General features: G+C 44.9%; 19 protein-coding genes. 12 read left to right on the top strand and 7 right to left on the bottom strand.

The features are described 5' to 3' along the window. Positions 1 to 51: 51 nt before the first annotated feature. Positions 52 to 1623: a sensor domain-containing diguanylate cyclase gene (locus tag ACT6PV_RS11525; RefSeq protein ID WP_445116486.1), complete on the bottom strand. Its 1572-nt coding sequence runs from the start codon at positions 1621 to 1623 to the stop codon at positions 52 to 54. Between the two features lie 591 nt (positions 1624 to 2214). Here ACT6PV_RS11525 and ACT6PV_RS11520 point away from each other — a divergent pair. The 8 genes from ACT6PV_RS11520 to ACT6PV_RS11485 all read left to right on the top strand — a co-directional run bounded on the left by ACT6PV_RS11520 (position 2215) and on the right by ACT6PV_RS11485 (position 11991). Further along, positions 2215 to 3510 carry a sensor histidine kinase gene (locus ACT6PV_RS11520; protein WP_445116485.1) on the top strand — a complete coding sequence of 432 codons (1296 nt, stop codon included), beginning with the start codon at positions 2215 to 2217 and terminating at the stop codon, positions 3508 to 3510. Between the two features lie 230 nt (positions 3511 to 3740). Then, positions 3741 to 6491 carry a bifunctional [glutamate--ammonia ligase]-adenylyl-L-tyrosine phosphorylase/[glutamate--ammonia-ligase] adenylyltransferase gene (glnE, locus tag ACT6PV_RS11515; RefSeq protein ID WP_445116484.1) on the top strand — a complete coding sequence of 917 codons (2751 nt, stop codon included), beginning with the start codon at positions 3741 to 3743 and terminating at the stop codon, positions 6489 to 6491. Positions 6492 to 6517: 26 nt separating this feature from the next. Next, positions 6518 to 7444: a branched-chain amino acid transaminase gene (locus ACT6PV_RS11510; protein WP_445116483.1), complete on the top strand. Its 927-nt coding sequence runs from the start codon at positions 6518 to 6520 to the stop codon at positions 7442 to 7444. 86 nt (positions 7445 to 7530) lie between these two features. Then, a complete protein-coding gene (locus tag ACT6PV_RS11505; protein WP_445116482.1) occupies positions 7531 to 8406 on the top strand; it encodes a mitochondrial fission ELM1 family protein in 876 nt (291 codons plus the stop codon). Between the two features lie 9 nt (positions 8407 to 8415). Then, the gene (locus tag ACT6PV_RS11500; RefSeq protein ID WP_445116481.1) at positions 8416 to 9441 is read left to right on the top strand and encodes a glycosyltransferase family protein; all 1026 of its coding nucleotides are present in this window, start codon (positions 8416 to 8418) and stop codon (positions 9439 to 9441) included. 2 nt (positions 9442 to 9443) lie between these two features. Continuing rightward, positions 9444 to 10199, top strand: coding sequence for a polysaccharide deacetylase family protein (locus ACT6PV_RS11495; protein WP_445117103.1), 756 nt, complete (start codon positions 9444 to 9446; stop codon positions 10197 to 10199). After that, a complete protein-coding gene (locus ACT6PV_RS11490) occupies positions 10196 to 10972 on the top strand; it encodes a glycosyltransferase family 2 protein (protein ID WP_445116480.1) in 777 nt (258 codons plus the stop codon). Before ACT6PV_RS11495 ends, ACT6PV_RS11490 begins: the two co-directional genes overlap by 4 nt. Beyond that, entirely contained in the window at positions 10969 to 11991 is a 1023-nt protein-coding gene (locus ACT6PV_RS11485) for a glycosyltransferase (RefSeq protein ID WP_445116479.1), read from the top strand. The genes ACT6PV_RS11490 and ACT6PV_RS11485 overlap by 4 nt, the downstream gene beginning before the upstream one ends. Here the strand turns inward: ACT6PV_RS11485 and ACT6PV_RS11480 are convergent. After that, complete coding sequence (locus ACT6PV_RS11480) at positions 11979 to 12860, bottom strand: glucosamine inositolphosphorylceramide transferase family protein (protein ID WP_445116478.1); 882 nt, start codon at positions 12858 to 12860, stop codon at positions 11979 to 11981. The two genes, ACT6PV_RS11485 and ACT6PV_RS11480, sit on opposite strands and share 13 nt — an antisense overlap. A 102-nt stretch (positions 12861 to 12962) precedes the next feature. On the opposite strand from ACT6PV_RS11480, the gene ACT6PV_RS11475 reads away from it, so the two are divergent. Continuing rightward, a complete protein-coding gene (locus ACT6PV_RS11475) occupies positions 12963 to 13727 on the top strand; it encodes a glycosyltransferase family 25 protein (protein WP_445116477.1) in 765 nt (254 codons plus the stop codon). Here ACT6PV_RS11475 and ACT6PV_RS11470 read toward each other — a convergent pair. Further along, positions 13712 to 14497 carry a glycosyltransferase family 25 protein gene (locus tag ACT6PV_RS11470; RefSeq protein ID WP_445116476.1) on the bottom strand — a complete coding sequence of 262 codons (786 nt, stop codon included), beginning with the start codon at positions 14495 to 14497 and terminating at the stop codon, positions 13712 to 13714. The two genes, ACT6PV_RS11475 and ACT6PV_RS11470, sit on opposite strands and share 16 nt — an antisense overlap. Before the next feature lie 532 nt (positions 14498 to 15029). On the opposite strand from ACT6PV_RS11470, the gene ACT6PV_RS11465 reads away from it, so the two are divergent. Beyond that, positions 15030 to 15599 carry a polysaccharide pyruvyl transferase family protein gene (locus ACT6PV_RS11465; protein WP_445117102.1) on the top strand — a complete coding sequence of 190 codons (570 nt, stop codon included), beginning with the start codon at positions 15030 to 15032 and terminating at the stop codon, positions 15597 to 15599. Positions 15600 to 15749: 150 nt separating this feature from the next. On the opposite strand, the gene ACT6PV_RS11460 is transcribed toward ACT6PV_RS11465, so the two are convergent. The 4 genes from ACT6PV_RS11460 to ACT6PV_RS11445 form a co-directional block, all read right to left on the bottom strand. Next, on the bottom strand, positions 15750 to 15968 hold the full coding sequence (locus ACT6PV_RS11460; protein WP_445116475.1) for a hypothetical protein: 219 nt from the start codon (positions 15966 to 15968) through the stop codon (positions 15750 to 15752). A 160-nt stretch (positions 15969 to 16128) separates the two neighbouring features. Further along, a complete protein-coding gene (locus ACT6PV_RS11455; protein ID WP_445116474.1) occupies positions 16129 to 16995 on the bottom strand; it encodes a lysophospholipid acyltransferase family protein in 867 nt (288 codons plus the stop codon). A 512-nt stretch (positions 16996 to 17507) separates the two neighbouring features. Then, on the bottom strand, positions 17508 to 19295 hold the full coding sequence (aspS, locus tag ACT6PV_RS11450; RefSeq protein ID WP_445116473.1) for an aspartate--tRNA ligase: 1788 nt from the start codon (positions 19293 to 19295) through the stop codon (positions 17508 to 17510). A 173-nt stretch (positions 19296 to 19468) separates the two neighbouring features. Then, the gene (locus ACT6PV_RS11445) at positions 19469 to 20239 is read right to left on the bottom strand and encodes a DUF4184 family protein (protein WP_445116472.1); all 771 of its coding nucleotides are present in this window, start codon (positions 20237 to 20239) and stop codon (positions 19469 to 19471) included. A 139-nt stretch (positions 20240 to 20378) separates the two neighbouring features. On the opposite strand from ACT6PV_RS11445, the gene znuD (ACT6PV_RS11440) reads away from it, so the two are divergent. Both znuD (ACT6PV_RS11440) and znuD (ACT6PV_RS11435) read left to right on the top strand, forming a co-directional pair. Further along, the gene (znuD, locus tag ACT6PV_RS11440) at positions 20379 to 22517 is read left to right on the top strand and encodes a zinc piracy TonB-dependent receptor ZnuD (RefSeq protein ID WP_445116471.1); all 2139 of its coding nucleotides are present in this window, start codon (positions 20379 to 20381) and stop codon (positions 22515 to 22517) included. A 288-nt stretch (positions 22518 to 22805) separates the two neighbouring features. Then, the gene (gene znuD / locus ACT6PV_RS11435) at positions 22806 to 24860 is read left to right on the top strand and encodes a zinc piracy TonB-dependent receptor ZnuD (RefSeq protein WP_445116470.1); all 2055 of its coding nucleotides are present in this window, start codon (positions 22806 to 22808) and stop codon (positions 24858 to 24860) included. Positions 24861 to 24866 lie beyond the last annotated feature (6 nt).

Raw genomic sequence — 24866 nt, 5'->3', positions numbered from 1 at the left:
GAATCGCTGACAGACTGTCCCGCGTCTGTCAGCGGTTGTTGGGCAGGAGTTTTATCGAATACGGTTTCTGCCCGCAGATTTTGCAAGATACAGCCGTTTATCTGCCAGTTTGAATGCGCTTTTGACATCCGGAGACAGTACCGGATCACAATAGGCGATGCCAATGGAAATGGTAATATAGCCGACCGAATCGATAACACTGGTTTCCATATGCTGCCGCAGCCGTTCTGCTACAGAGCGGGTCATGGGTTCACTCAGGTCCGGCACAAGTACAATAAACTCCTCACCACCGGCACGGCAGCAAATATCCTTTTCCCTGAAATTGGACTGGATATGCCGGGCGATGGCCTCCAGTACCACATCGCCCTTATCATGGCCATATAAATCATTGACCAGTTTAAAATGATCAATATCAATGGCAATAATGGAAAAAGGCGTTTCAGATTTCACAAACTCATCCACAAAAGTATCCATACCCCTCCGGTTATAAAAACCGGTCAGTGGATCCGTGTTGACATAAAAATTAAGTTCGCTGATTTTTTCTCTGAAATGCCGGGTGCTGGTCAGTAAGGAATGTCTGAATTTATAGACTTCAAAATACCAGGGATTGACGGTTCTGATTTTCTGATCCATTAATGGTTCATTCAGGTGTCCTGCCATATTTGCCAGGTCAAAGAGCGGTCTGGAAATAGCATTGGAAAACCGCCAGACCAGCAGGAAAATAATGATATAAAAACAGGCCATGCCCAGAATGATTTTATAAATAATGGCTGAGGCCTGGTCCAGTAATTCATGAATGGGCTGCTGGGAAACCACAATCCAGTCTGTGGTGGGCACGTGTGCGAAGCCGGCAAGTTGTTTCACGCCTTTGTGATTGGTAAAAATCACTTTGCCTGATGGATGTTCCGCCATGAATTTCAGGTAGGACCCGGCAGTGGCGGGGGTACCGATACGCTCTTCACTGGGATGAAAAATAATGGTCTTTGACTTGTCCAGTACATACATAAAGCTATTTTTGTAGCCGTACTTAATGGTCAGTAACTGATGGATAATGTTGTCTTCCTTCAGATAAATCATGGCTCCGATGAATCCAAGATATTTTTTATGCGGGTCAAAAACCGGCTGGGTCAGAAAAATCACCAGATTGTTATTGATGGAATAATGAGGTAGCGGGATCAGCGGTTGTTTGTCATCAAGCGATAAATGAACATCCAGTGTATTATTAATGACATATTGATTAATTTCAAAGTCGTGTGGTGCATAATTCAGAACGTTGCCCTTATAATCAGCAATCACCACACTGTTAAAGGAGGTGGACTGACCTTTTAAACGCTCCACTTCACTCCGTCGTATGTGCTCATCATTAAATGAAGTCTCCAGCTGTTTTGCGCTATAGCTCAGCTCCTGCATAATTGCCTTGAGATGACTGTCTGTTCCATTGGCAATTTTAATCGCGTACTCCATGTTGACGGAGAGTGAGTTTTCAATGAGTTGATTTTTCTGAATAAAGTAGTTAACCAATAGTGTGGCGATAAATAAGCTGAATACACTGAATACTGTCAGAAACAGAATAAGTTTTCTAAGATTGAGGTTCAGGTTATAAATAATTTTTTTTAATGACATATAAGAACAAATTGGACATATATAGAGTATTAACACATCTTTTGGATGGTTTCCGGGATATCTTATTCCACCTGGGAATAATGCATATGGGTAAAATGAATATGCCGATAAATTTGATCTGTAACCTGTAATTAAAAATCATGGGTGTTAATTTTACAACATTAACGTGTGACTCTCAAAGTAACTTTTAATGTCCTGCCTGCTGTCTGGGAGGAAAATTCTGTTGACCCGGATGCCGGGCAGCTGGTGCACACAGTATATTCTAAATTTGTGGTATGAATAAAAAAGGAATCATTAAAATAAATTTTTATATAGTCACAGGGGTGCCGGTGCTTTATATTCTGCCATGTGAAGTTATGCAGCATGGCTTAACAAAGTGATGGAGTGTTGAGGTTTTTCATGAAACTATTTCAATATTCTTTTAAGTATTAATAGCTTATTCTGATTTTTTTGGGCTGTGCTGATCATGGTCACTGCTTGAAACAGTATTAATTTAAAAATATTGCTGTTATATTGTTTTATGTGAGATTTTGTAAAAATCAATAATAATTGAAATCGGCATATAACATTGGATCAGACAGAGAGGTGAGCATGAAGTTGCAATTGCTTGAAATAGATCAGGCGGACCAGCTCGGTGCTTGTTCACTGTCTTTATTACTGGGGGTCTTTACCGAAGAGAATCGCATTGCCGGCTTTCTGAGATTTGCACGCGGTATTCTCCAGGCTGAGTGTGCCATTCTGGCTTTTCATCATGAGCCGTACATCTGGTATTCGTCTCCACAGGGTTTTAAGGCCTTGCAGGTCAGCAAGGACGTCAATCTGAATGCCTATTTTGCCGGGGAGACTGTGCTTGGGACCCAGCATGTCAATTATCAGAAATTCTCCGATTATATTCAGACACTCGGTATCAAACATCAGCGTATCATTGCTTTTGACTTAAAAACCACCAGCATGGATTCAATTGGTCAGGTGCTGTTATTTGATCATCAGACTGAGCCTTATCAGCATGACCAGCTGGAACTGGTGCGTGAATTTGCCATGAGCCTGATCAATATTATTGAACTGCGCTCAGACTATGCAGAGTTAAAGGATTTATATGAACAGCAGTCGGCACTGAATTTCAGTAAAACCAAATTTTTTCAGATTATTGCCCATGACCTGCGTGCGCCGTTCCATGGTTTGCTGGGCTTTTCTGAAGTACTGGCTCAGGAAAGGGACACGCTGGATGAATCCAATGTCCAGAATATTGCGGATTATCTGCATGATACAGCACAATCCACCTATAACCTGCTGGAAAGTCTGTTGAACTGGGCCATGGCAGAGGGGGGGCGTTTTGTTTACCATCCGATTAATTTTAAACTGCAACAGGTTTCAAAAATTGTCTTTGATGTATTGAATACACTGGCGGTAAAGAAAAATATTGAGTTAATTGAAGATGTTCCGGAAGATCTGCGGGTGTTTGCCGATATTAATATGATCACCTCTGTGGTGCAGAACCTTGTTTCCAATGCGCTGAAATTTACCCGGGTTGATGGTTCCGGAAAGGTGTTTCTGCGGGCCATACAGGCAGAACATGAGGTTGAAATTTATATTCAGGATACGGGGCTGGGGATGAATGAGCAGCAGATTCAGCAAATATTTGATCCAAGTATTAAAGTCAGTTTCAAGGGCACGTCAGGCGAAAAAGGAACCGGTCTTGGCCTGGTTCTGTGCAAGCGCTTTGTCGATTTGAATCAGGGCAGGATTTCAGTCAGTTCAAAAGAAGGTGAAGGCACGGTTTTTAAAGTAGTGTTACCAGCTGCGTCAGCTTCACATCATGCGCTGCCCCCTGCTGAAAGCATACCGTGCGGTGTGGAATTGATGGATGGGAAGGTCCAGGCCATATAATTTTTTTAATGGTTTTCAGCATGATGCGTATTGAACAATGAACACCGGATTTTTAAAGCATTGTACAGGTCCTGGAGAGACTGTGCCGGTACTGAAGCTGATATGGTCATGGCAGCTGTGAAAATTATCTGAAATGCTGAAAAAATACAACGTCCTTCTTTCTGTACGCTGTGGTCAGCTGTCATAAACTGTTATAAATAACGGTATAAATGAGAGCAATGGTTTTTTTGATGAATGCGGAACAATTACAAAAAACGTTAAGGGCAAGTCAGTATGCAGAGCAGGTACTGAGTTTACATCAGGCTGTACTGGAACAGGACTATGTTGTGGACCGGTATCAGTCCGCACTGTCGACACAGCAGATTCAGCAGCTTGTTCAGGACACCCTGGCGCCCATTCATGATGAAAATGAATGGATGCGGGTGATTCGTATGTTACGTGCCCGTTTAATGTTCCGCTGGATCTGGCAGGATGCCAACCGGCAGACCAATGTGGTGACGCTGACCCGGGAGCTGTCAGATTTTGCAGATGCCAGTATCCATGCGGCAAAGGATTTTGCCCGGGCACCATTGGTCAGTAAGCATGGTGAACCCATTGGTTATGGTGGCAAAGTTCAGGACCTGATCGTGATTGCCATGGGGAAACTCGGGGCACAGGAGCTGAACCTGTCCAGTGATATTGATCTGATTTTTGCCTTTGATGAACAGGGTGAAACCAATGGCCGAAAATGTATAGATGTTCAGCAGTTCTGCATTTTATGGGGCCAGAAAATTATCCATTTGCTGGAACAGATCAGTGCCGACGGTTTTGTATTTCGGGTGGATATGCGTTTGCGTCCGTGGGGCGATGGTTCTGCGCTTGCCATCAGCCATGCCGGGCTGGAAAAATATTTAAGTCAGCATGGGCGGGAGTGGGAACGCTATGCCTGGATCAAGGCCAGGGTGGTTTCCGGTGGAAAGCAAGGCGATGAGCTGCTGGAAATGACCCGCCCTTTTGTGTTCCGTAAATATGTCGATTACACCGCTTTTGAAGCCATGCGTGAAATGAAGACCATGATTGAAAGGGAGGTGGTGCGTCGTAACATTCCGGAAGACATTAAGCTGGGTGCCGGTGGTATTCGTGAAATTGAGTTCATTGTTCAGGTGTTCCAGCTGATCTATGGCGGAGCCAGACGGGAGTTGCAGGATCGGCAGTGCCTGGTCAGTCTGAAGCATCTGGGTGAGGTGGGATTGCTGGATGAGCAGGCGGTCACTGACCTGGAAGATGCCTATCTGTTTCTACGCCGTGTTGAACATGCTATTCAGGCGCTGAATGATCAGCAAACCCAGTCCTTGCCTGTTGAACCTGATTTGCGGGAGCGGATGGTGGATACGCTGGGTTTTGACAGCTGGCAGGCGTTTTCTGAGGTACTGCATCAGAAACGCAGTAAGGTTACCTATCAGTTTGAGCACCTGATTAAGGAAAAAGGAACGGATTCTCCTGCGGAAAGTTTCAGTCAGCTTGAACAGCAGCTGAATGACGTACTGGATGAGCATAGCCGGAATCTGATCCGGGAATTCTGGTCAGGGCATGCCATTAAAAAACTGCCGGTGAAGGCTGCTCAGCGGCTCAGGGAGTTCTGGCCACATTTAATTGAAGCCATTCTGCAATCGAGCCAGCCACAACTGGCCTTGCTGCGTCTGATGCCGCTGGTTGAATCGGTGATGCGCCGTACCGTTTATCTGGTGATGCTGATTGAAAGCAAGGGCGCTTTGCAGCGCCTGGTTAAAATGGCAACCGTCAGCCCCTGGATCTGTGAGGAGTTGACCCATTACCCGGTACTGCTGGATGAGTTTCTGTCCATGGATTTTGCATTACCACGACGGCAGGATTTACAGGACTCGCTGCGTCAGCAATTACTGCGGATTGAAATTGATCAGGTTGAAGATCAGATGCGGGTGTTGCGCCTGTTTAAAAAGTCCAATGTGCTGACTGTGGCCGCCAGTGATGTACTGGCAGAAAGCCCGCTCATGAAAGTCTCGGACGCCCTGACTGATATTGCTGAAGTCTCGGTGATGGCTGCGCTGAAACTGGCCTGGCAAATCGTTGCCGGAAAATATGGTTATCCATTGGATGCTGAAGGACAGCGCTGTTCACAGGAGCAGATGGCTTTTGCCGTGATTGGCTATGGCAAGGTGGGTGGTATTGAACTCGGTTATGGTTCTGACCTGGATCTGGTGTTTATTCATTATATGGACGAACAGGCAGATACTGACGGCACAAAGCCAGTCAGCGGTTTTGAATTTGCCATGCGGGTGGCGCAGAAGTTTATCTCGCTGATGACCACCCAGACCCTGGATGGCCGTGTGTATGAAGTTGATACGCGGTTGCGTCCGTCCGGGGAAGCCGGTCTGTTGGTGACCAGTTTAAAGGCCTTTGAGCAATATCAGCTGAAAAGTGCCTGGCTGTGGGAACATCAGGCAATTGTCCGCGCTCGCTCAATTGCCGGTGAACCGACCTTAAGAGAAAAATTTGAGCAGTTACGCCGTCGTGTTCTGACCCGGATCCGGGATGAAGCAACCGTGCGTCAGGAAGTGCTGAAGATGCGTCAGAAAATGAGAGATCATCTCGGTTCGTCAAAAGAGCAGAAAGAAGGTGGAGTTTTTCATTTAAAACAGGATGCAGGAGGTATCGTTGACATCGAATTTATGGCACAGTATGTGGTATTGGCCTGGAGTGGGACGAATCCTGATCTCGCCCATTATTCCGACAATGTAAGAATCCTCGAAGATGCTGAAAAGGCAGGTCGCTTATCCAGTGACGATGTGTCAGCACTGATTCAGGCTTATCTCAGTGAACGCGCCGAGAGCCACCGTTTAGCCCTTGCAAATCATAATATGCAGGTCAGCGCTGCGGATTGGCACGATACCCGGGTGATCGTTTGCAAGTTATGGCAAAGATTAATTGATCCAGCTGAACAAATTCTGCTGGAGCGTGAATAATTGTGTAAAAATTTGGAGTGTGTGCCATGAATCTGGCCGATCGTGATGGTTTTATCTGGCAGGATGGACAACTGGTTGACTGGCGTGATGCGAAAATTCACGTCTTAACCCATACCTTACATTACAGTATGGGGGTTTTTGAAGGGGTCCGTGCCTATGAGACTCCTGACGGTACTGCAATTTTCCGTCTTCAGGATCATACAAAACGGTTGTTGAATTCTGCAAAAATTTATCAGATGAAAGTCCCGTTTGACCAAAAGACCCTGGAACAGGCGCAGATTGATGTGGTACGTGAAAATAAACTGGCATCCTGCTATTTACGGCCCTTAATCTGGATTGGTTCTGAGAAACTCGGTATTGCAGCCACCGATAACACCATCCATGCGGCTGTTGCTGCATGGGGATGGGGGGCTTATCTGGGGGAGGAAGCGATGGCCAAAGGCATTCGGGTAAAAACCTCGTCGTTTACTCATCATCATCCCAACGTGACCATGTGTAAGGCCAAAGCCTGCGGTAACTATACCGTTTCCATTCTGGCACATCAGGAAGTGGCACATTCCGGGTATGATGAAGCCATGCTGATGGACCCTCAGGGTTTTGTCTGTCAGGGCTCCGGAGAGAACGTTTTCCTGGTGAAGGATGGTGTGCTGCATACACCGGATCTGGCCGGTGGTGCATTGGATGGAATTACCCGTCAGACGGTGATTACCATTGCCAATGATCTGGGCATTCAGGTCATTGAACGTCGGATTACCCGGGATGAGTTTTATATTGCCGATGAAGCATTCTTTACCGGAACAGCTGCGGAAGTCACGCCGATCCGTGAATATGATGATCGTGAAATCGGTTCAGGCTCACGCGGTCCAATCACTGAGAAAATTCAGAAGATCTTTTTTGATGCAGTTCAGGGCAGGAACCCGAAATATGCCCATTGGCTGACTTACGTAAAATAAGTCGATCGGTTAAGATCAGGGGCGAAACATCAGTTTCGCCTTTTTTTATTGTAATGAGAGTCTCAGGGTTTAAACAGGATGCGTTTATGCATATTGTCTATGTAAGTGACGGCAAGGCCGGCCATCGTTCTCAGGCGCTTGGCCTATACAGGGCAATGCAGGAACAAAGTATGGATGAAGTATCCTTTGAAGAGATTGCAGTCAGTGATTTACCCTTATCCGGTTTGCTTGCGGGTGTATTCAAAAAGACAGTCCCTGCTGTCACTGCGCAGCCGGATTATATTTTTGGGGTGGGCAGTCATACCCAGCTACGGGTTCTGCTACTTGGAAAAGTGTATCGCCACGCAAAAACCGTGATTCTGATGAAACCGAATTTTCCATCCAGTTGCTTTGATTATGCGGTTATTCCTGAACATGACGGTGTTACCGCATCTGAGCGGGTGATTACCACCCAGGGCGCATTGAACCCGATTGTGAATCAGCAGCGTCATCAGCACAACCGCATACTGATTGCATTGGGCGGTTCGTCAAAACGGCACCGGTGGAATGCACAGAAGGTACTGCAGGCCATTGGGAATATTGCTGAAACCAGTCCGCAGGTGCAGATCATTCTGACCACGTCACGCCGCACCCCTGAACCATTTCTGGCACAATTGCAGCAGCAGGAATATTTGCCACGGCTTCAGATCTGCCCCGTTGAACAAACACCGCAGGGCTGGATTTATGAGCAAATGCAGCAGGCAGAAGTGGTCTGGGTGACCGAAGACAGCGTCTCCATGATTTATGAAGCATTGACTGCAGGCTGTTGTGTGGGCGTGATTCAGATGGATCGTGTGAAATCTGATAGAATTACCCGCGCTGTTGATCAGTTGCTGCTCCGTTCAGATGAATCGCAGGGAAACCTGTTGAGGCTGGAGTTGAACGAGGCAAGCCGGGTGGCTGATATTTTATTGAAGACATAGAGATATTTTATGAAAATATTACATATTGCGAACTTTGGTTTTAATAAACAGGGGGCTCATTTTTATTGTACTGACCGCAAACTGTCTGCGGGACTCATTGAAAATGGCCATTTTGTTTATGATTTCAGCTTTCGTGATATGGCCAGAATGGGAACGGTATTTAAGACCAAAAAACTGGGGGCCAGCTGGGCAAACCGGGAAATTTTAAAAATTGTCGATAATATTGAACCGGAACTGGTGCTGATCGGGCACAGTGATTTAATGAACCCGAATGTGCTGAAACAGATTAAACAGCAATATCCACAGACTAAAATAGCTTTCTGGTATGTCGACCCGTTGTATCTGGAGCATAAACTCGGTTTTGTTCATGATTTTTCCCCCTATCTGGATGCCATTTTCTGTACAACCGGTGGCGCGTCGCTTGCAAAATTAAAGCAGCCACATCTGCGAGTGGCCTATATGCCGAATGTCGGGCATGCAAATGTGGAACAATTAAAGCAGTTTGAGGCCAGTACAACAGAGCAGGAATTTATTTTCTGTGGGGTGGTCTATAAAGAGCCGGAACGGGAGAAATTTTTAAGTGACCTGGCCGACACCCTGAAAAAATATCAGATTCAGCATCAGTATTACAGCTGTTTTAACCAGCCTTGTGCTTATGGTAAGGGCTACTTGAATGTGCTTTCCCGGGCACGGATGGGCCTGAACTATTCACGTAAAAATGACATTACTTTATATAGTTCGGACAGGATTGTGCAATTAACCGGAAATGGCTTACTGACGTTCAGTCCGAAAATCCCGGGCTTTGAAAAACTGTATTCTGCACAGGAAATAGTCTATTTTGATGATCAGGTTGATCTGGCAGAAAAAATCAGATTTTATACTGAGCATCCTGCTGAGGCAAAACGGATTGCTGAAGCCGGGTGGCATAAAACCCGTTCAGCCTTTAATGCAAAACGGATTAGCCGGTTTATGCTGGAAATCATTATGAATCAGCCGTTATCGGAAGATTATGAATGGTCGCATGAGGTGTACTGATGATGATGTGGGCGTTGTATATATTCACAGGTCTGGTTGTGCTGGCCGCCGTACTTTATCTGATGGGGAATTATACCTTCTGGCTGCCTTTTCGCGGTGCCGGACTCCCAAGGATTGTCATGCTGCATCAGGTGACGCCACATACAGCAGCTTCCGGGATGAACATGCCACCACAGAAGTTTGAACAGCTGTTGCAGTACCTGGTAAAAAAAGGCAGCGTATTCTGTTTTGTTTCCGAGCTGGAGCAATATCAACATCAGAAAAATGTGGTGGCTCTTAGTTTTGATGATGGTTTTATGGACAATTATCAGTATGCCTATCCGTTATTAAAAAAATATGGTGCAAAAGCGACGATTTTTCTGGCCACTCAGATTGAAGGCATTGAAAAACTGACGGCTGAGCAGATTGTGGAAATGGCTGAATCAGGCGTGGTTGAGTTTGGCGCACATACACAGCATCATGTAAATCTACTGAAGTTAAGTGACGACGAGGCTTACCGGGAAATGCAATTGTCCAGGCAGGATGTGCAGGCACTGACGGGTGACTGTCCCAGCTTTGCCTATCCATTTGGCCGGTTTAATGAGCGGCATCAGCAAATGGCCAGGCAGATCGGATTTAAAAATGCAGTATCCACACGTAAAAAAATTGAAGCATATAGCGCTGAAAATCAGTTCAATTTACCCCGTGTCAGTACGCATGGGGCAATGAATGCCCTGCAGATGCGCATTGCGCTGGCGAAAGGACGCTACAAACTATGAATATTCCGTGCAGTGTCTATATCGTTACCCTGAATTGCGGTAAGTGGCTGGAAGACACCTTAAACAGTGTTGCTGATTTCGAAGAAGTGATTATTCTGGATTCAGGAAGCACCGACAATACCTATGCCATTGCACAGCAATTTCCGAATACCCGGATTTCCCACCAGGACTGGCAGGGTTATGCACAACAGAAAAGCCTGGCCCTGGCCGTATGTCAGCAGGCGTGGGTACTGAATCTTGATGGAGATGAAGTGCTTTCGGCAGAGCTCCGGCAGGAGATTGTGGACACCATTCAGGCGGATCAGATTGATGCATTAATTACACCGATTAATGACGTATTTCTGGGCGTGCCGAACAGCAAACATACCAAAAAGCATGCAAAAGTCCGCTTCTTCCGCAGGGACAAAGGGCATTATGACCCTGAGAATAAAGTGCATGAAAATGTGATTGTGGATGGTGACAGTGCGCGTGCCCATGGGGATATTTACCACTACGGGGAATCCAGCATTTTTGTGAAAGTGGAAAAAAATAATCAATATTCAGAGTTAAAGGCAGCCGAGAAATTTCAGAAGGGAAAACATCCCGGCATCCTGAAACTGGCGCTGGTTATGCCGCTGACTTTTCTGAAGTCATATTTTATCCGGCGGAGTTTTTTAAATGGATGGCGTGGTTTTGTCAACAGTATGATTAATGCCTTTTATGCCTTTCTGAAGGAGGCCAAACTATTTGAGCAATATCAGCAGGCCCGTAAGCAAAAGCGGGATGATTCATGAAAATTGTGCAGGTCATGGCCACCAGTGGTGGAGGCATAGGTGGGCTGGAAAAGCACACTTTTGATTTGTGCAAAAGCCTGACGGACCTGATGGAAGTCCATCTCATTCTGGATAGGAAGTATGCTGAACAAAAAAATATTTTGCCACAGGTACAATGCCATTATGTTGATTTCTCCAGAAATCGATGGAGTATCGGACTTTTATTTAAGATTTATGGAATAATCAGAAAAATACACCCAGACATTATTCATGCACAAGGTGGTAAAGCATCGGGAATAGTATCCTTCCTTTCCGTTTTTTTTCAGATCCCAACGGTTGCAACGGTCCATGGGATGAAAAATCACGTTCGTGATTATTTAAGTTTTACACAGGTCATTGCTGTTAGCTCTAAGGCGGCAGAGAAAATCAAGGCTCATCGTATGGTACATATTATTTATAATGGTATCGCTGAGGATACATTTATAAGATCTCAGGAAAGTTATATCTCCGATAAATTAAAGCCGCAAAAGGCTCTGGCAATTGGCAGACTTGATGCGGTCAAGGGTTTTGATCTGTTGATTCGGGCCTGGAAAGGCATAGATCTACAATTGGAAATCTGGGGTGAAGGAAAGGAGCATGAATATTTACAGGGGTTAATTGAACATGAGCAATTACAGAATAAAATTAAATTGATGGGCTTTTCAGATAATATTCTACAGCACCTGTCCTCGTGTGATTTTGTGATCGTTTCTTCCCTTAAAGAGGGAGGGCCGTTGGTTGTTGCTGAAGCTTTGTTACAGCATAAACCTGTTATTGCAACTGATGTGGGAATGGTCAGAGATTTTATACCTGAAAAATATATTACAAAAACAAATGATGCTGATGCTTTACATCAATTAATTCAATTGACTATTCGGGGATCTGATGATTTATCCCATGATTTCAGGGAATCCTTTGTAAAAGCGGAAAGAAATCTGACATTGAAAGCAATGAGCGAAAATACATTTCGTGTTTATAAGGAATGTTTTCAGCGGGTTTGAGTCAGGCGAATTGCATCCAATACAACAAAATTTTCCTGAACATTTATGGTATGACAGCCATCATCCTCTTTATTCCAGTCGGGCAGCATTATTTCCAGGAGTTGCTCTTTATAGGTTGTTGGACTGAGCTCCTGGATGAACTTGAATTCAATATTACCGCCATAACGTTTCAGCGAGTCCTGACTGGGGCGTATTAATTTATCCTGATAATGAAAAACTTTCCCTGCCATACGGTATTGAAGAATACCCTTACAGACAGGATTCAGGGGATGTTCTTTCCAGTCTGGATTCAGAATATCTTCTGTATGGAAAATATCCAGACGGTCACCAAATTTTTTGCAGTTACGTCGGGTGGATGTAAATAAGTACCAGCGATCCTCATGATAAAACGGGGTGCTGTCAACGGCCTCAATATTTTCCATCAGATTGGAGTGTTTTTCCCATTTGAGTGGAAAGTCGGTACATTTCCAGAGTTCTATGGTCTTATTGGCACTGGTTTCAGGAATCATATACCAGTCATCTCTGATCTGAAAGACACAGGGATAGGACAGGTGATAATCCAGCTTTAAGACGGGTTGCGGTTCAGTATGGGTTCCGTCCTTAAAGACCTCGAATACCGAGAGGAAGCCAACCGGATGCTGATCATCCACTTCTTCAAAAAAGATATAGTGCCGGTTATCATGCGCTGCATAAAAGCAATCGGCAAAGGTCAATTTATTGGGGGAATGCACCTCATATAACTGTTTCAGCTGATCCAGCTGTGTGAAGGGCTGGTCCAGCCAGCCGAAACGGATGTACCAGTGGGAGTTAAAGTGGCGTATCTGCTGTTTTTGTTTAAATTTATACCATTTTTTTAATAATGAGCGCATTTTAGTCCAGACAGATAACCTCAATAAAATGGCATTATAACTAAGTTCTCGCTACAAAATCAGGTAAAATAACGGATCTGTCCTGTTTGCTCTTGTCCTGCAATGAAAAAATATATTATCAGTATTGAGCCTGCTGAAAGTCCTAGAATCAGTAAGCTCTTTGCTCAGAAGACCTTCAGTCAATATAGGGATGACTTTAAGTTTTTTGGTGTCCTGGGTAAGGCGTTGACCGTCAGTGAATATTTTCAGCAAGGGGTTGCCGGAAAGCAGAAGCCCATGACTCCGGGAGAACTGGGATGTACTTTATCGCACGTGGCTGCATTAAAGGACTTTCTGATTTCTGATGAAGCATATGCCATTATCTTTGAAGACGATGCCATTGAGCGTTTTGAGCTGAATCTGGATGAGCTTGAACAACGTGTCAGACAATTGGAGCTGGCACCGTGCTTCTTGCTAAGTCTTGGTGGCATACAGATGAAAATCTGTAATCGGGTGCGTGGAGCCCAGTTGTCGGATCAGCTTTATGATCAGAAAATATTAAAAGTAGATGATGATTTCCTGGACAATCTGTCTTATGCCTATGCTTATATTGTTGACAGGAAAATGGCAGAAATGCTGATTCATTATCACCAGCCACCACGCATCTACGACCATTGGCAGGATTTACTGGTGTTGGATACGCCTGTTCATTTTTATGCGACCTTTGTGTTCGATCATCCTGCGATTGAACAGGATGAAAACCTGAGCTATCTGGAGCAGGAGAGGAAAAATATGGAGGTATATGGAAATCAAAAAAATGATCAATTTCGATATTTAAGAAAAAAAATGAAAAAATATATGCTTAAAAAATATCAACTACGGGGGTAGTTCTGTGTAAAAAAGCGTTTGATCCGCTTTTTGTAAAGCTTTTTTTTCTGCTTAAAATAAATGGTCAGCAATGCGAAAAAGGAGGATGGAAGACTCGACGGTTTTAAAATGCTCAGTCGTTCATTTTCTATGGAGCTTTGTGTATTATTGATAAAGTTCAGCTCAGGATGATTAAGGAGATCCGTGAAATAAAAATGGATGCCTGGATTTTCTGCTAAAAAACCTTGCCAGTCATCGGCCAATTGAATGGTCTGATGGTATTTGATATAAGCCTGAGCTGCTCTTTTATCCATGATATAACCCATCGCATAAAATGCTTTATCGCTAAAATAAGGGTGCAGTTTTAATATGGGTTGATCTGCATACGTTTGTGATAATAGACTTCCTCTTGCTTTACGGCATAAAAATAAGTTAATTCCCCCAAGACTTAAAATAAATCCTTCATTTAAAAAGCTAAGATCTGTATCAAAATCGATATCTTTTTTAAATGTTACATCATCCTCGAACACATAAGCATATTCAGCATCAGAGTTTATAAAATCCTTCAAAGCCTGCAAATGGGATAATGTGCATCCCAGTTCGGCAGGTGTAAGTGGAGTTATATGGTTACCAACAGCCAGTTCAAAGTAGTCTCTGGTGGAAAGTTCGATACCTTTTATACCGTAAATATTAAAGTCACTTTCCTGGAAATTATTTTTCTCAAAAAAAGCATCGTATCGGCTTTCTCCCTTTTTCTGAATGGAAATTAAGTATTTTTTATGATTTTTCATTTCTGCTCACAGATATATAACCGGATTATTTATTGTCCTGATTCCATTGAGTGATAATAGTATGACTAATACTTGGAACCATGTGGCGAGAGTTCAGCTGTAACGTGAATGCCTTTATTATTATGCCATTTCAAGGGATTAATCTCAATGCAATCTGAAATCATGGAAGATCAATGATGGAGAACTTCCTATTGGGAGGATTCACATGGAAAAGTCAGGTATATGCAGGTCAACAGTAATGTCGTGCTGGGGATTGATGTACTGCAAACGGTATATTGAACAACTATAATCATCTGTTCAAATTTTCCTGTATCAGATCCCCATAAAGCAAATTGAAATTTCCAACTTTGGTGATTGGATCGGACCTTATTTACTTGCGAAGATAACTGATCGGCTTATGGTGAATGTAAAAGACCATAAAAGAGAGAATGCACTATTTTCAGTGGGATCCATTCTGGAACACATTGACCGGGATTTTTATGATGCGGAGGTATGCGGGAGCGGATTGATTCAGCCACCTCACTGAAAACGGATCAGAAAACTGAATAAATTTATTAAAAAATTTCATGTTGTCCGTGGTTTAAAAACATTTAATGCACTCTGGGACCATACCGGTTTTCATGTTGCTGAAATCTTCGGTGATCCGGGATTAATCATGCCGAAATTTTATGAACCAAACATGAGTTTAATGAACAGCAAAATTTCAATTTACCCATATTTTCCCCATTTTCATCACTTTTCAGCTTTCCAGGACTCGACTCATTTTGAGTTGATTGATGTTCAGCAATCCCTGTATAAGATCGTAGATCAAATTATAAGCTCCAATATGTGTATCTCCAGTTCATTGCATGGTCTTATTATTGCTCAGGCCTATGGTATACCGTGGGTCTGTCTCAATTTATATGAACCATCACTGGATGGTCATGATTTTAAATTTGAAGACTTTTATTTAACATTGAAATATCCTGAAAAGGTCTGTAGAAGTCAGTTCTTATTGAAGGATTTAAATGAAATGAACCTTAAGGCACTTAGTAGAAATGCCGTAGTGAATGAGTTTAAATATGATCTGGATGCCTTGCTGGAAAGTTGCCCTGGCTATTGAGGTATAATTTTTATAGTCTGCATTCTCAATGACTTTTATTTGTGTCCGGTTGGCTTTAATCCAACCCGGGAAAATATTGGGATATTGTGATCAAGGTGTTGGAATGATCTTTAATTTTAAAGCAATTGATTGATTTATAATAAAATTTGGTTACCCTTCCTCCTGATTCCCCTTAATAATCATATAAATCACAGCACCAAAAATTAAGAAAGCGCCACCAAAACTGCTCAGACAGAAATATAGAATACGTTGTGATGTATCCAGGTTAAACAGCTGATGATTCAGGATATAACGCATGAAACCCCACTGAATTATGGCAAAAGCAATCAAAATAAGTGTATGACGACGGACATCTGAACGCATGGCCATGAGAGTTTACCTGTAAGATGAGCGGCTTCATTATGCCATTTCTGAGAATTAATCTCAATTCAATCAGCCATGCGAAAAATCAATCCGGCTGGACGGATCAGTGATCAATGTACAGATGAAATGGCTGCCAGTCCTGTCTCAGCTTTCTTGATATTGAGCATTATCGATGATAGATACTCGATTGCCCAGGAATATTCCGAAAACGCTTATAGGACCAGATGTACTGTTCCGGTGCAACATTGATCATGTCCTGCATATCCCGGTTCAGACTATTGACCGAATGCTGTAAGTCGGTGGAGAGGATGTCATCGGACAGGCGCAGGCAATGTACATCAAAACTGGAAATGTCGTCGTTGCGAATACAGCTGAGCCCGATCACATTGCACTGGGTTTTACTGGCCAGCCTCGAGACCAGTGTGCTGGACAGGATATTCTGTCCAAAGAATTCAGAATAAATACCGCCGGAGGGTTTGGGTAAATGGTCCGGCAGGATCACGGTCAGGCCGCCCTGTTTCAGATGTCTGAATATGGCACGTACGCCACGGTCATCAATGGATACCAGCGTGGCATTGGATTTCTGGCGGGCTTCCAGCATATAACGGTTAATGCCCTTATTTTTACCGGGTTTATACATGATGACCGGAGCGCTGGATAAATTCAGCCAGGCATTCAGTAATTCCCAGCAGCCGAAATGGGGAATCACTACAATGACACCTTTCTTATTGGCCAGTGCCTCAGCAAGATAATGGGCGCCATCAATATTTTTGAGCAGACTCAGGCTGTATTCAGATGGCATTCCCCAGCATTTTAAGAATTCAGCATAGGTTCTGCACTGACTTGTTAAACTGTTCTTAATCAGCAGTTGTTGCTGTTGACTGCTCAGATCAGGATAAACCAATCCAATGTTAATGCAGGTAATGTGTTTGAGTGATGAATCATAACGGTACAGAATCATGGCCACCCAACAGGCCAGCAACTGTAATAAACGCAGTGGAAGTAACGCGATAACCTTGAGGATAAAATACATAAATAAACTGCTGACGGCCTGATTGCTGTGAAATGTGTGTGAAAGGGGAAGTTCTGGGAAGATTTACAGCACATCAGATCCTGTCTGACGCTGGATCATGCAGGGGAATGAGAAAATCCTGAGAACAAAATCATATGGGGGGAATGAATGTCTGCCAGGGGCTTGTTCAGCAATCAATCCACTGGAAATACAACATGTATTCAGATGAGCGGATGCATTTTCAATGGTTTCCGGTGTTCAGCTGATGTACAGAGTCGATATAAGTACATTCGTTTGGGCTGAATATGCATGCTATAGCACAGAGCTCAGTTTTAAAGTACTGGAAACGTAATTTGTAAGATGGGAGAGCGTTTATGGGTGCGGTGATGATATATCGATGATCATCAGGAGCTGTTGCCGGGTTTGCCAGTGTTTTCTCTCCAATAAAAAGACGCTGCCAGTGCAGCGTCTTTTTTATGTCATTTTTTAATGTTACTGAACCAAAATCTTTGAATCAAAGTTACTGAATCAAATCAGGTATTTTTGTCTTCAGCTTTGGGTTTTTCACGCAGGCGAATGCCCAGGTCACGCAGCTGACTGGCTTCAACCGGTGCCGGTGCCTGAGTCAGCGGACATTCAGCAGTTTTGGTTTTCGGGAAGGCAATCACATCACGAATGGAAGATGCACCTGTCATCAGCATCACCAACCGATCCAGACCAAATGCCAGGCCACCATGCGGCGGTGCACCGAATTTTAAGGCGTTCAGCAGGAAGCTGAATTTCTCTTCAGCTTCTTCTTCACCAATACCGAGGGCTTCAAAAATGGCTTTCTGCATGTCCAGGGTATAAATCCGCAGTGAACCACCGCCGATTTCAGTCCCATTCAGGACCATGTCATAGGCAACGGAGAGTGCCTGTCCCGGGTTGTTCCTGACCTCTTCCACACTGCTTTTTGGCAGAGTGAATGGATGGTGAACAGAGGTCCATTTGCCATCATCAGTTTCTTCGAACATCGGGAAATCAACAACCCACAGTGGCGCCCATTCACAGGTCGACATATTCAGATCGTGACCAATTTTAACCCGTAAAGCGCCCATGGCATCGTTGACAATCCTGGCTTTGTCGGCACCAAAGAATACGATGTCGCCATTTTCTGCGCCCACCCGCTTCAGCAGATCAAGTACGATTGGCTCAATGAATTTTACGATTGGAGACTGAAGCCCTTCAACGCCTTTTTCAAGTTCATTGACTTTAATATAAGCCAGGCCTTTTGCACCGTAAATTCCAACAAATTTAGTGTATTCATCAATCTGGCTGCGTGGCAGTGAACCGGCACCCGGAACACGCAAGGCGACAATACGGCCTTTCGGATCTTTGGCAGGTCCGGCAAATACCTTGAATTCAACGTCCTGCATCAGATCCGCAACGTCAACCAGTTTCAGCGGAATACGTAAATCAGGTTTATCCGAGGCATAATCACGCATAGCATCTGCATAGGTCATACGCTGAAATTTATCAAACTTCACGTCCAGTAGCTCATTGAATAATTGAACAGTCATGCCTTCCATCAGGTCCATGATGTCTTCATCGTTCAGGAACGATGTTTCAATGTCGATCTGGGTAAATTCAGGCTGACGGTCAGCACGTAAATCTTCATCACGGAAACATTTGGCGATCTGGTAATAACGGTCAATACCACCGACCATCAGCAGTTGCTTAAACAGTTGCGGCGACTGCGGCAGTGCATAGAAACTGCCATTGGATACACGGCTTGGCACCAGGTAGTCACGGGCACCTTCTGGGGTTGCACGTGTCAGAATAGGCGTTTCAACATCCAGGAAACCATGATCATCCAGATAATTACGGATTAAGGTGGTGACACGGGAGCGAAAACGCAGGCGATCCAGCATTTCAGGGCGACGGATGTCCAGGAAACGATATTTTAGCCGGAGCTCTTCAGATACGCTGGTGTTTTCATCATTTAACGGAAATACAGGGGTTTCAGATACGGCAAGAACGTCGATGTCTTTTCCTAAAACTTCAATCTGACCACTGACCATGCCGGCATTTTCTGTGCCTGCATAGCGGCGACGCACCCGACCGGTTATTTTCAGTACATATTCAGAGCGGGCTTTGTCTGCGGTTGCAAAGGCTTCAGGAGTATCCGGGTCAATGACCACCTGAACCAGACCATCACGGTCGCGCATATCCAGAAAGATGACACCACCATGATCACGGCGCCGGTGGACCCAGCCGCATAGTGTTACGGTCTGGTCAATTTCGGCTTCAGTCAGTGAGCCGCAGTAATGAGTTCGCATCATAGCGTAAAAAATCCAACTATATGGGTTATGGAAAGCGTATACGTAAACAGCGTACCGCCTTTGGATGTAGGATTATGCCTCTTTGAGCATTCAGTCACAAGAAGCAGATTGAAAAACAGCACAATTTCAAAGTATCGGCAGCAAAGGCGCTGCGCAGGAAATAGATGTTCAGATCAGGCTTGATTCAGGCGTTGTTTGTGATCCATGATCCAGAAGATCATACAGCCCAGACTGAAACTGAGCAGCCAGCCCCGGGCAAACTGATTGACTGATTTGCCAATATACCAATATAGATCATTCAGCCTGGGATCATGCTGAATCTGCTGGCTAAAATGGAGATAGCACAGGCAGCCACTGAAAAAAGCAATGCTGAACAGGCTCAATGCATAAATTCTGATGCCGGAAGGGACCGGTTGTGGCTGTTTATGTTGCTGATAATAATGAACGCACATCCAGGCCAGAAATGGCAGCGCAATGACTGACGATGCAATTTGCAGTATCCGGTGTACGGGGTAAGGCTGTCCCCATAAGCTGATATGACGGTCCAGCAGGTCTGCAAATGCAATGGTCCGAAAGTCTGAATGTGTCAGTCCATCCCACAGCAGGTGCGTTGCAATGCCGATCAGTGATGCCAGCAGGGTACTGAGGATAAAGCCGGCAATCTGATTCAGACTGGTCAGATTCAGTGGCTGATGCAGTCCCAGAAATCTGAAAATTGCTGTTCTGTACAGGCCATACCACAATAGACAGAAACCGGCTGCAATGAGTAAATTGGGGATAATCAGCCCTGACCATTGATGAGTGAGATGGACATCATCTGTGGTAAATAAACGATACAGATCAGGCGTCATACAACCGATGGCCAATGCAGCAACAGGCAGGCGGTTTCCGCTCAGACGGGCAAGGGGTGGTGCAAGTACAGCATGGGAAATGGTAAAGGGCATTTAAACCGACGGGGATATGGGGTGAGCAATCATCATACAGTTTAAAGAAAAAATGTTCAGGCAATGTTTTTTATTGCAAATATAATGAAATGTTATAATATAACGAAAATTTAAAATATCGAGCTTTGAGAGCCATTCTATGTCATTGACTAAAAGTGTTCTGACACTTTCCATTTCAGCGATTGTTTCAACTACATTGTGGGCTGAAGAAAATACCGAAGAGCAGCAGACTGATGTGCAGAAATTGCCGGCGATTGTCATCAGCGCACATCCATTGTATCGGTCTGATGCTGATTTTGGTGTAAAGGATCTGAAGGTCAGCCGTGAAAAGCTACAGCAGGTGGGGACCACACTGGGTGAGGCATTGAAGGATGAACCCGGCATTTACTCCAATACCTTTGGTGCAGGGGCAAGCCATCCGGTGATCCGTGGTCAGGAAGGTGCCCGGGTCAAAGTCACTCAGAACGCAACTGAAACCATGGATGTCTCTGGATTATCGCCGGATCATGCCGTGACCATTGATCCACAGCTGGCAGAGAATATTGAAGTGATCCGTGGGCCATCTGCACTGCTTTATGGTGCCGGTTCGGTGGGTGGGCTGGTGAATGTCACCGATACTAAAATGCCGACTAAAATGCCTGAGAATGGCTATGAGGCAAATGTGGGTGCCCGCTATAATACGGGCAATGATGAGAAATTGGCACATGCCGGCGTAACAGTTGGCCTGAATGACAATATTGCCCTGCGTGTTGAAGGTCTGAAGCGTGATGCCAACGAGTACATTACGCCGAATTATATGGTGACGGATGACCACGGGAACACTAGCAGACAGCGTCGGGTGAAGGATACTTTCTCTGAATCCGACAATGTCAATGTCGGTCTGTCGTGGATTGGTGCCCGTGGCTTTGCCGGGATTTCCTATGGCAAGCGTGAAGACAAATATGGTTTGCCGGGGCATAACCATGAATATGAATCCTGTCATCGTCATGGTATGGAATTACATTGTGGTGAACATGAGGACGGCGGCGGTACAGCAGCTGTAACCGATCCCGCAACAACGCCGGCAGCAGGTGGACATAGCCATAATCATGGTCCAAGCCAGGGTGCTGAGGAAGAAGAAGCCGGTCCGTGGATTAATCTGAAATCCGAGCGTTATGACTTTCGTTCCGAACTGGAAGAGCCCTTTGCCGGCTTTAAAAAGTTAAGGGCACAGGCCAGCTATACCGACTATACCCATGCTGAAATTGAAGGTGATGAAGCAGCCTCAACCTTTAACAGCAAAGGTTATGAAGGGCGGATTGAACTGGTACACCATCCGGTTGCCGATTGGGAAGGGGTAGTTGGGGTACAGGCCAGTCAGCAAAAACTGGATATTACTGGTGAAGAAGCCATTCTGGCGCCGAACAAAACCCAGAAGTACAGCGTTTTTGGGCTGGAACATAAACAATGGAATGATTTCCACTTTGAACTGGGGGCCCGATTTGACCATCAGAAAGTGGATATCAATTCAGACCAGCAGGATTTTGACGGCAACGGCTTCTCCTACTCCGGGGCGGTCAACTGGGAATTTGCACCGAATTATAAACTGTCGCTGGTGGGCTCACATGAAGAGCGTCTGCCACTGGCTCAGGAACTTTATGCAGACGGCGTACACCCCGCGACCAATACCTATGAACTGGGGAATGACCAGCTGAGTAAGGAAAAATCCAATAATGTGGAGCTCGGTCTGCACTACAATGATCAAAAACTCAGCTATCACCTGCATCTGTATCACAACTGGTTTGACAACTATATTTATGCCAGAACCCAGGATCGGTACAAAGATTTCCGCCTGATTCAATACGCTCAGGACAGTGCGAAATTCTACGGGACCGAGGGTGAAGTAGCGTATCAGTTGACATCGGTTTATAACGCCAGCTTATTTGGTGATTATGTACGGGGTAAAATTGATGGTGAAAATGCACCACGTGTTCCTTCAGGACGGCTGGGAACCCGGGTCAATGCCAGTTTTGATGATCACTGGTCAGGTTCGGCGGAGTACTATCATGTCTTTAAACAGGATGATATTGCCTCCTTTGAAACCGAAACCTCAGGTTATAACATGTTGAATGTCGGCGTAGCCTATAAAGGAAAATATGGCAGTGATCAGCAGGATTACCGCTTGTTCTTCAATGCCAATAACCTGCTGGATGACAATATTTATGAGCATTCATCCTTCCTGGCCAGTATTCCACAAATGGGACGTAATTTTGTCATGGGTGTGGATTTTAAATTCTGATTTTGCATGAGTGGCTCTGTATCGCCTGATGTGTATTGATTATTACGAAATCAGGGTTACAGAATCAATGTAAAAGCCCCGGTCTGATCATCAGGCCGGGGCTTTTTTATGTATGAACAGTAAAATTATCTTGATGATTTCATTGTTGATGGCATATGTTTAAAGCTGTTTGTTATTTTTATATAAGTGTAACCGGCACAGGGTTTTCGGGGTGTTTTTATTGCAAACGGTAAGGAATGTTATAACATAACAAAAATTCCGGGTGCATTACCCTCTGAGAGCATCACCATGTCCTTTACCAAAAGTGCTTTAACCATTTCAATTCTGACGATTGTCTCAACTGCCATCTGGGCGGACGATACGCCAGGTGCAGGTGATACAGGTTCGGTGCAGCAATTATCACCGATTATTCTCAGGGCACATGCCCCGGATCAATCCCGGGAAGATTTGCTGGATAAACAGGTTGTCAACTCAGCAACGCTGATGAAGGGTGGAACAACGATTGGTGATGCAGTCAATGGCTTACCGGGCGTTTATGCAGGACAATACAGTGGTGGTGTCAGCCATCCGGTTGTGCGTGGACAGGATGGTTCCCGCGTTAAAATTGTACAGAACGGCGCAGATATTCTGGATGTCTCTTCACTGTCCCCTGATCATACAGTGACTGTAGAGCCGACTTCTGCTGAAAAAGTTGAAGTCCTTCAGGGGCCGGCTGCACTTTTATATGGTGCCGGATCTGTTGGCGGGCTGATTAATGTCATTGATGAAAAAATTCCGGTCAGAATGCCGGACCAGAAAGTCGAAGGAAAAATTGGTACCCGATATAATTCGGGCAGTGACGAACTACTTAGTCATGCGCAGGTCACCGCTGCACTGGGCGATCAGTTTGCACTGCGTCTCTCCGGTTTAAAACGTGATGCCAATGACTATATTGCACCGAATTATATTGAAAATGGTGAGTCACAGCGCCGGGTTGACAGTACTTTTGCTGACTCAAAAGATTTTGATGCCGGGCTGTCCTGGATCTATGACCGTGGCTATACCGGGATTTCATTCAGCCGGCGACATGACAAATATGGTATACCGGCAGACAACGAGCTTTATGGCGCCTGTGAGTTAAACAGTCTAAGACTGGATTGCCCATCTGCAACCGAAGGCGGAGATGACGCCGAAACGGTACGGGACAATACCTGGATTAATTTAAAATCAAAAACATATGCCCTGAAAAGTGAATTACGTGATCCGTTTAAAGGCTTTTCAAACTTAAAAGTCCAGGCAAGTCACACAGATTATCAACATCAGGAAATGGATGGTGACGAGGCCGATACTACTTTTAAAAGTAAGGGAACGGAAGCCCGGGTAGAGCTTGTCCATCAACCGCTTGCCAATTGGACAGGTACAGTCGGGGCACAATACACCCAGCAGAAATTAACGATTGGCGGCGAAGAAGCATTGATGGCGCCAACGGATAACAAAAAATACAGCCTGTTTGCGCTGGAACACAGACAATTGGGTGATGACTGGCATCTTGAACTGGGTGGCCGTCTTGATCATCAGAAAACTGAGATTGACTCTGACCAGAAAAACTATGATGGCACTGCGTTTTCAGCTTCAGCCGCAGCCACCTGGAACTTTATACCTGACTATAATCTGACCCTGACTGCATCTCACCAGGAACGTTTACCGATGGCTCAGGAGCTTTATTCCAATGGTAAACACATGGCAACCAATACCTATGAATTGGGTGATGACAGCCTGGACAAAGAAAAATCAAATAACCTGGAACTTGGTCTGCATTATGATCATGATAAATTGAATTACCAGGCGCATATTTTCCACAGCTGGTTTGATAACTTTGTTTATGCCAGAACGCTGGACCAGTTTCAGGACTTCCGTCTGATTCAGTACAGTCAGGATCATGCCAGATTTTATGGTGCGGATGCTTCGGTCAGTTACCAGCTTTCACCGATCTACACGGCTACGCTATTTGGCGATTATGTCAGAGCAAAACTGGATGATGAAGGCAATGCACCACGTATTCCGGGTGGTCGTGCCGGGGCGCGGGTCAACGCAGAGTTCGGCAATGGCTATTCAGGTCTGGCAGAGTATTATCATGTGTTTAATCAGGATGATATAGCGCACTATGAAACGGAGACGCCGGGTTATAACATGCTCAATTTGGGATTGGCTTATTCAGGCAAGTGGTCCAAAGCAGAAGATTATAAACTCTATGCCAAAGCCAATAACCTGCTGGATGATGCTGTTTATCAGCATGAATCATTCATTGCGGCAGTGCCTCAGGTCGGGCGCAACTTTACAGTCGGCCTGGAAGTCGGTTTCTGATCTGAC

The sequence above is a fragment of the Acinetobacter sp. WZC-1 genome (genome assembly GCF_052544965.1).
Note: the sequence above shows the minus strand (reverse complement) of the source record. Positions and strands in the feature narration are given on the sequence as shown.

Bases quoted from the DNA above. Each gene is read 5' to 3' on its own strand.
- ACT6PV_RS11525 (WP_445116486.1), bottom strand. From the start codon at position 1,623: ATGTCATTAAAAAAAATTATTTATAACCTGAACCTCAATCTTAGAAAA.
- ACT6PV_RS11520 (WP_445116485.1), top strand. From the start codon at position 2,215: ATGAAGTTGCAATTGCTTGAAATAGATCAGGCGGACCAGCTCGGTGCT.
- glnE (WP_445116484.1), top strand. From the start codon at position 3,741: ATGAATGCGGAACAATTACAAAAAACGTTAAGGGCAAGTCAGTATGCA.
- ACT6PV_RS11510 (WP_445116483.1), top strand. From the start codon at position 6,518: ATGAATCTGGCCGATCGTGATGGTTTTATCTGGCAGGATGGACAACTG.
- ACT6PV_RS11505 (WP_445116482.1), top strand. From the start codon at position 7,531: ATGCATATTGTCTATGTAAGTGACGGCAAGGCCGGCCATCGTTCTCAG.
- ACT6PV_RS11500 (WP_445116481.1), top strand. From the start codon at position 8,416: ATGAAAATATTACATATTGCGAACTTTGGTTTTAATAAACAGGGGGCT.
- ACT6PV_RS11495 (WP_445117103.1), top strand. From the start codon at position 9,444: ATGATGTGGGCGTTGTATATATTCACAGGTCTGGTTGTGCTGGCCGCC.
- ACT6PV_RS11490 (WP_445116480.1), top strand. From the start codon at position 10,196: ATGAATATTCCGTGCAGTGTCTATATCGTTACCCTGAATTGCGGTAAG.
- ACT6PV_RS11485 (WP_445116479.1), top strand. From the start codon at position 10,969: ATGAAAATTGTGCAGGTCATGGCCACCAGTGGTGGAGGCATAGGTGGG.
- ACT6PV_RS11480 (WP_445116478.1), bottom strand. From the start codon at position 12,860: ATGCGCTCATTATTAAAAAAATGGTATAAATTTAAACAAAAACAGCAG.
- ACT6PV_RS11475 (WP_445116477.1), top strand. From the start codon at position 12,963: ATGAAAAAATATATTATCAGTATTGAGCCTGCTGAAAGTCCTAGAATC.
- ACT6PV_RS11470 (WP_445116476.1), bottom strand. From the start codon at position 14,497: ATGAAAAATCATAAAAAATACTTAATTTCCATTCAGAAAAAGGGAGAA.
- ACT6PV_RS11460 (WP_445116475.1), bottom strand. From the start codon at position 15,968: ATGGCCATGCGTTCAGATGTCCGTCGTCATACACTTATTTTGATTGCT.
- ACT6PV_RS11455 (WP_445116474.1), bottom strand. From the start codon at position 16,995: ATGTATTTTATCCTCAAGGTTATCGCGTTACTTCCACTGCGTTTATTA.
- aspS (WP_445116473.1), bottom strand. From the start codon at position 19,295: ATGATGCGAACTCATTACTGCGGCTCACTGACTGAAGCCGAAATTGAC.
- ACT6PV_RS11445 (WP_445116472.1), bottom strand. From the start codon at position 20,239: ATGCCCTTTACCATTTCCCATGCTGTACTTGCACCACCCCTTGCCCGT.
- znuD (WP_445116471.1), top strand. From the start codon at position 20,379: ATGTCATTGACTAAAAGTGTTCTGACACTTTCCATTTCAGCGATTGTT.
- znuD (WP_445116470.1), top strand. From the start codon at position 22,806: ATGTCCTTTACCAAAAGTGCTTTAACCATTTCAATTCTGACGATTGTC.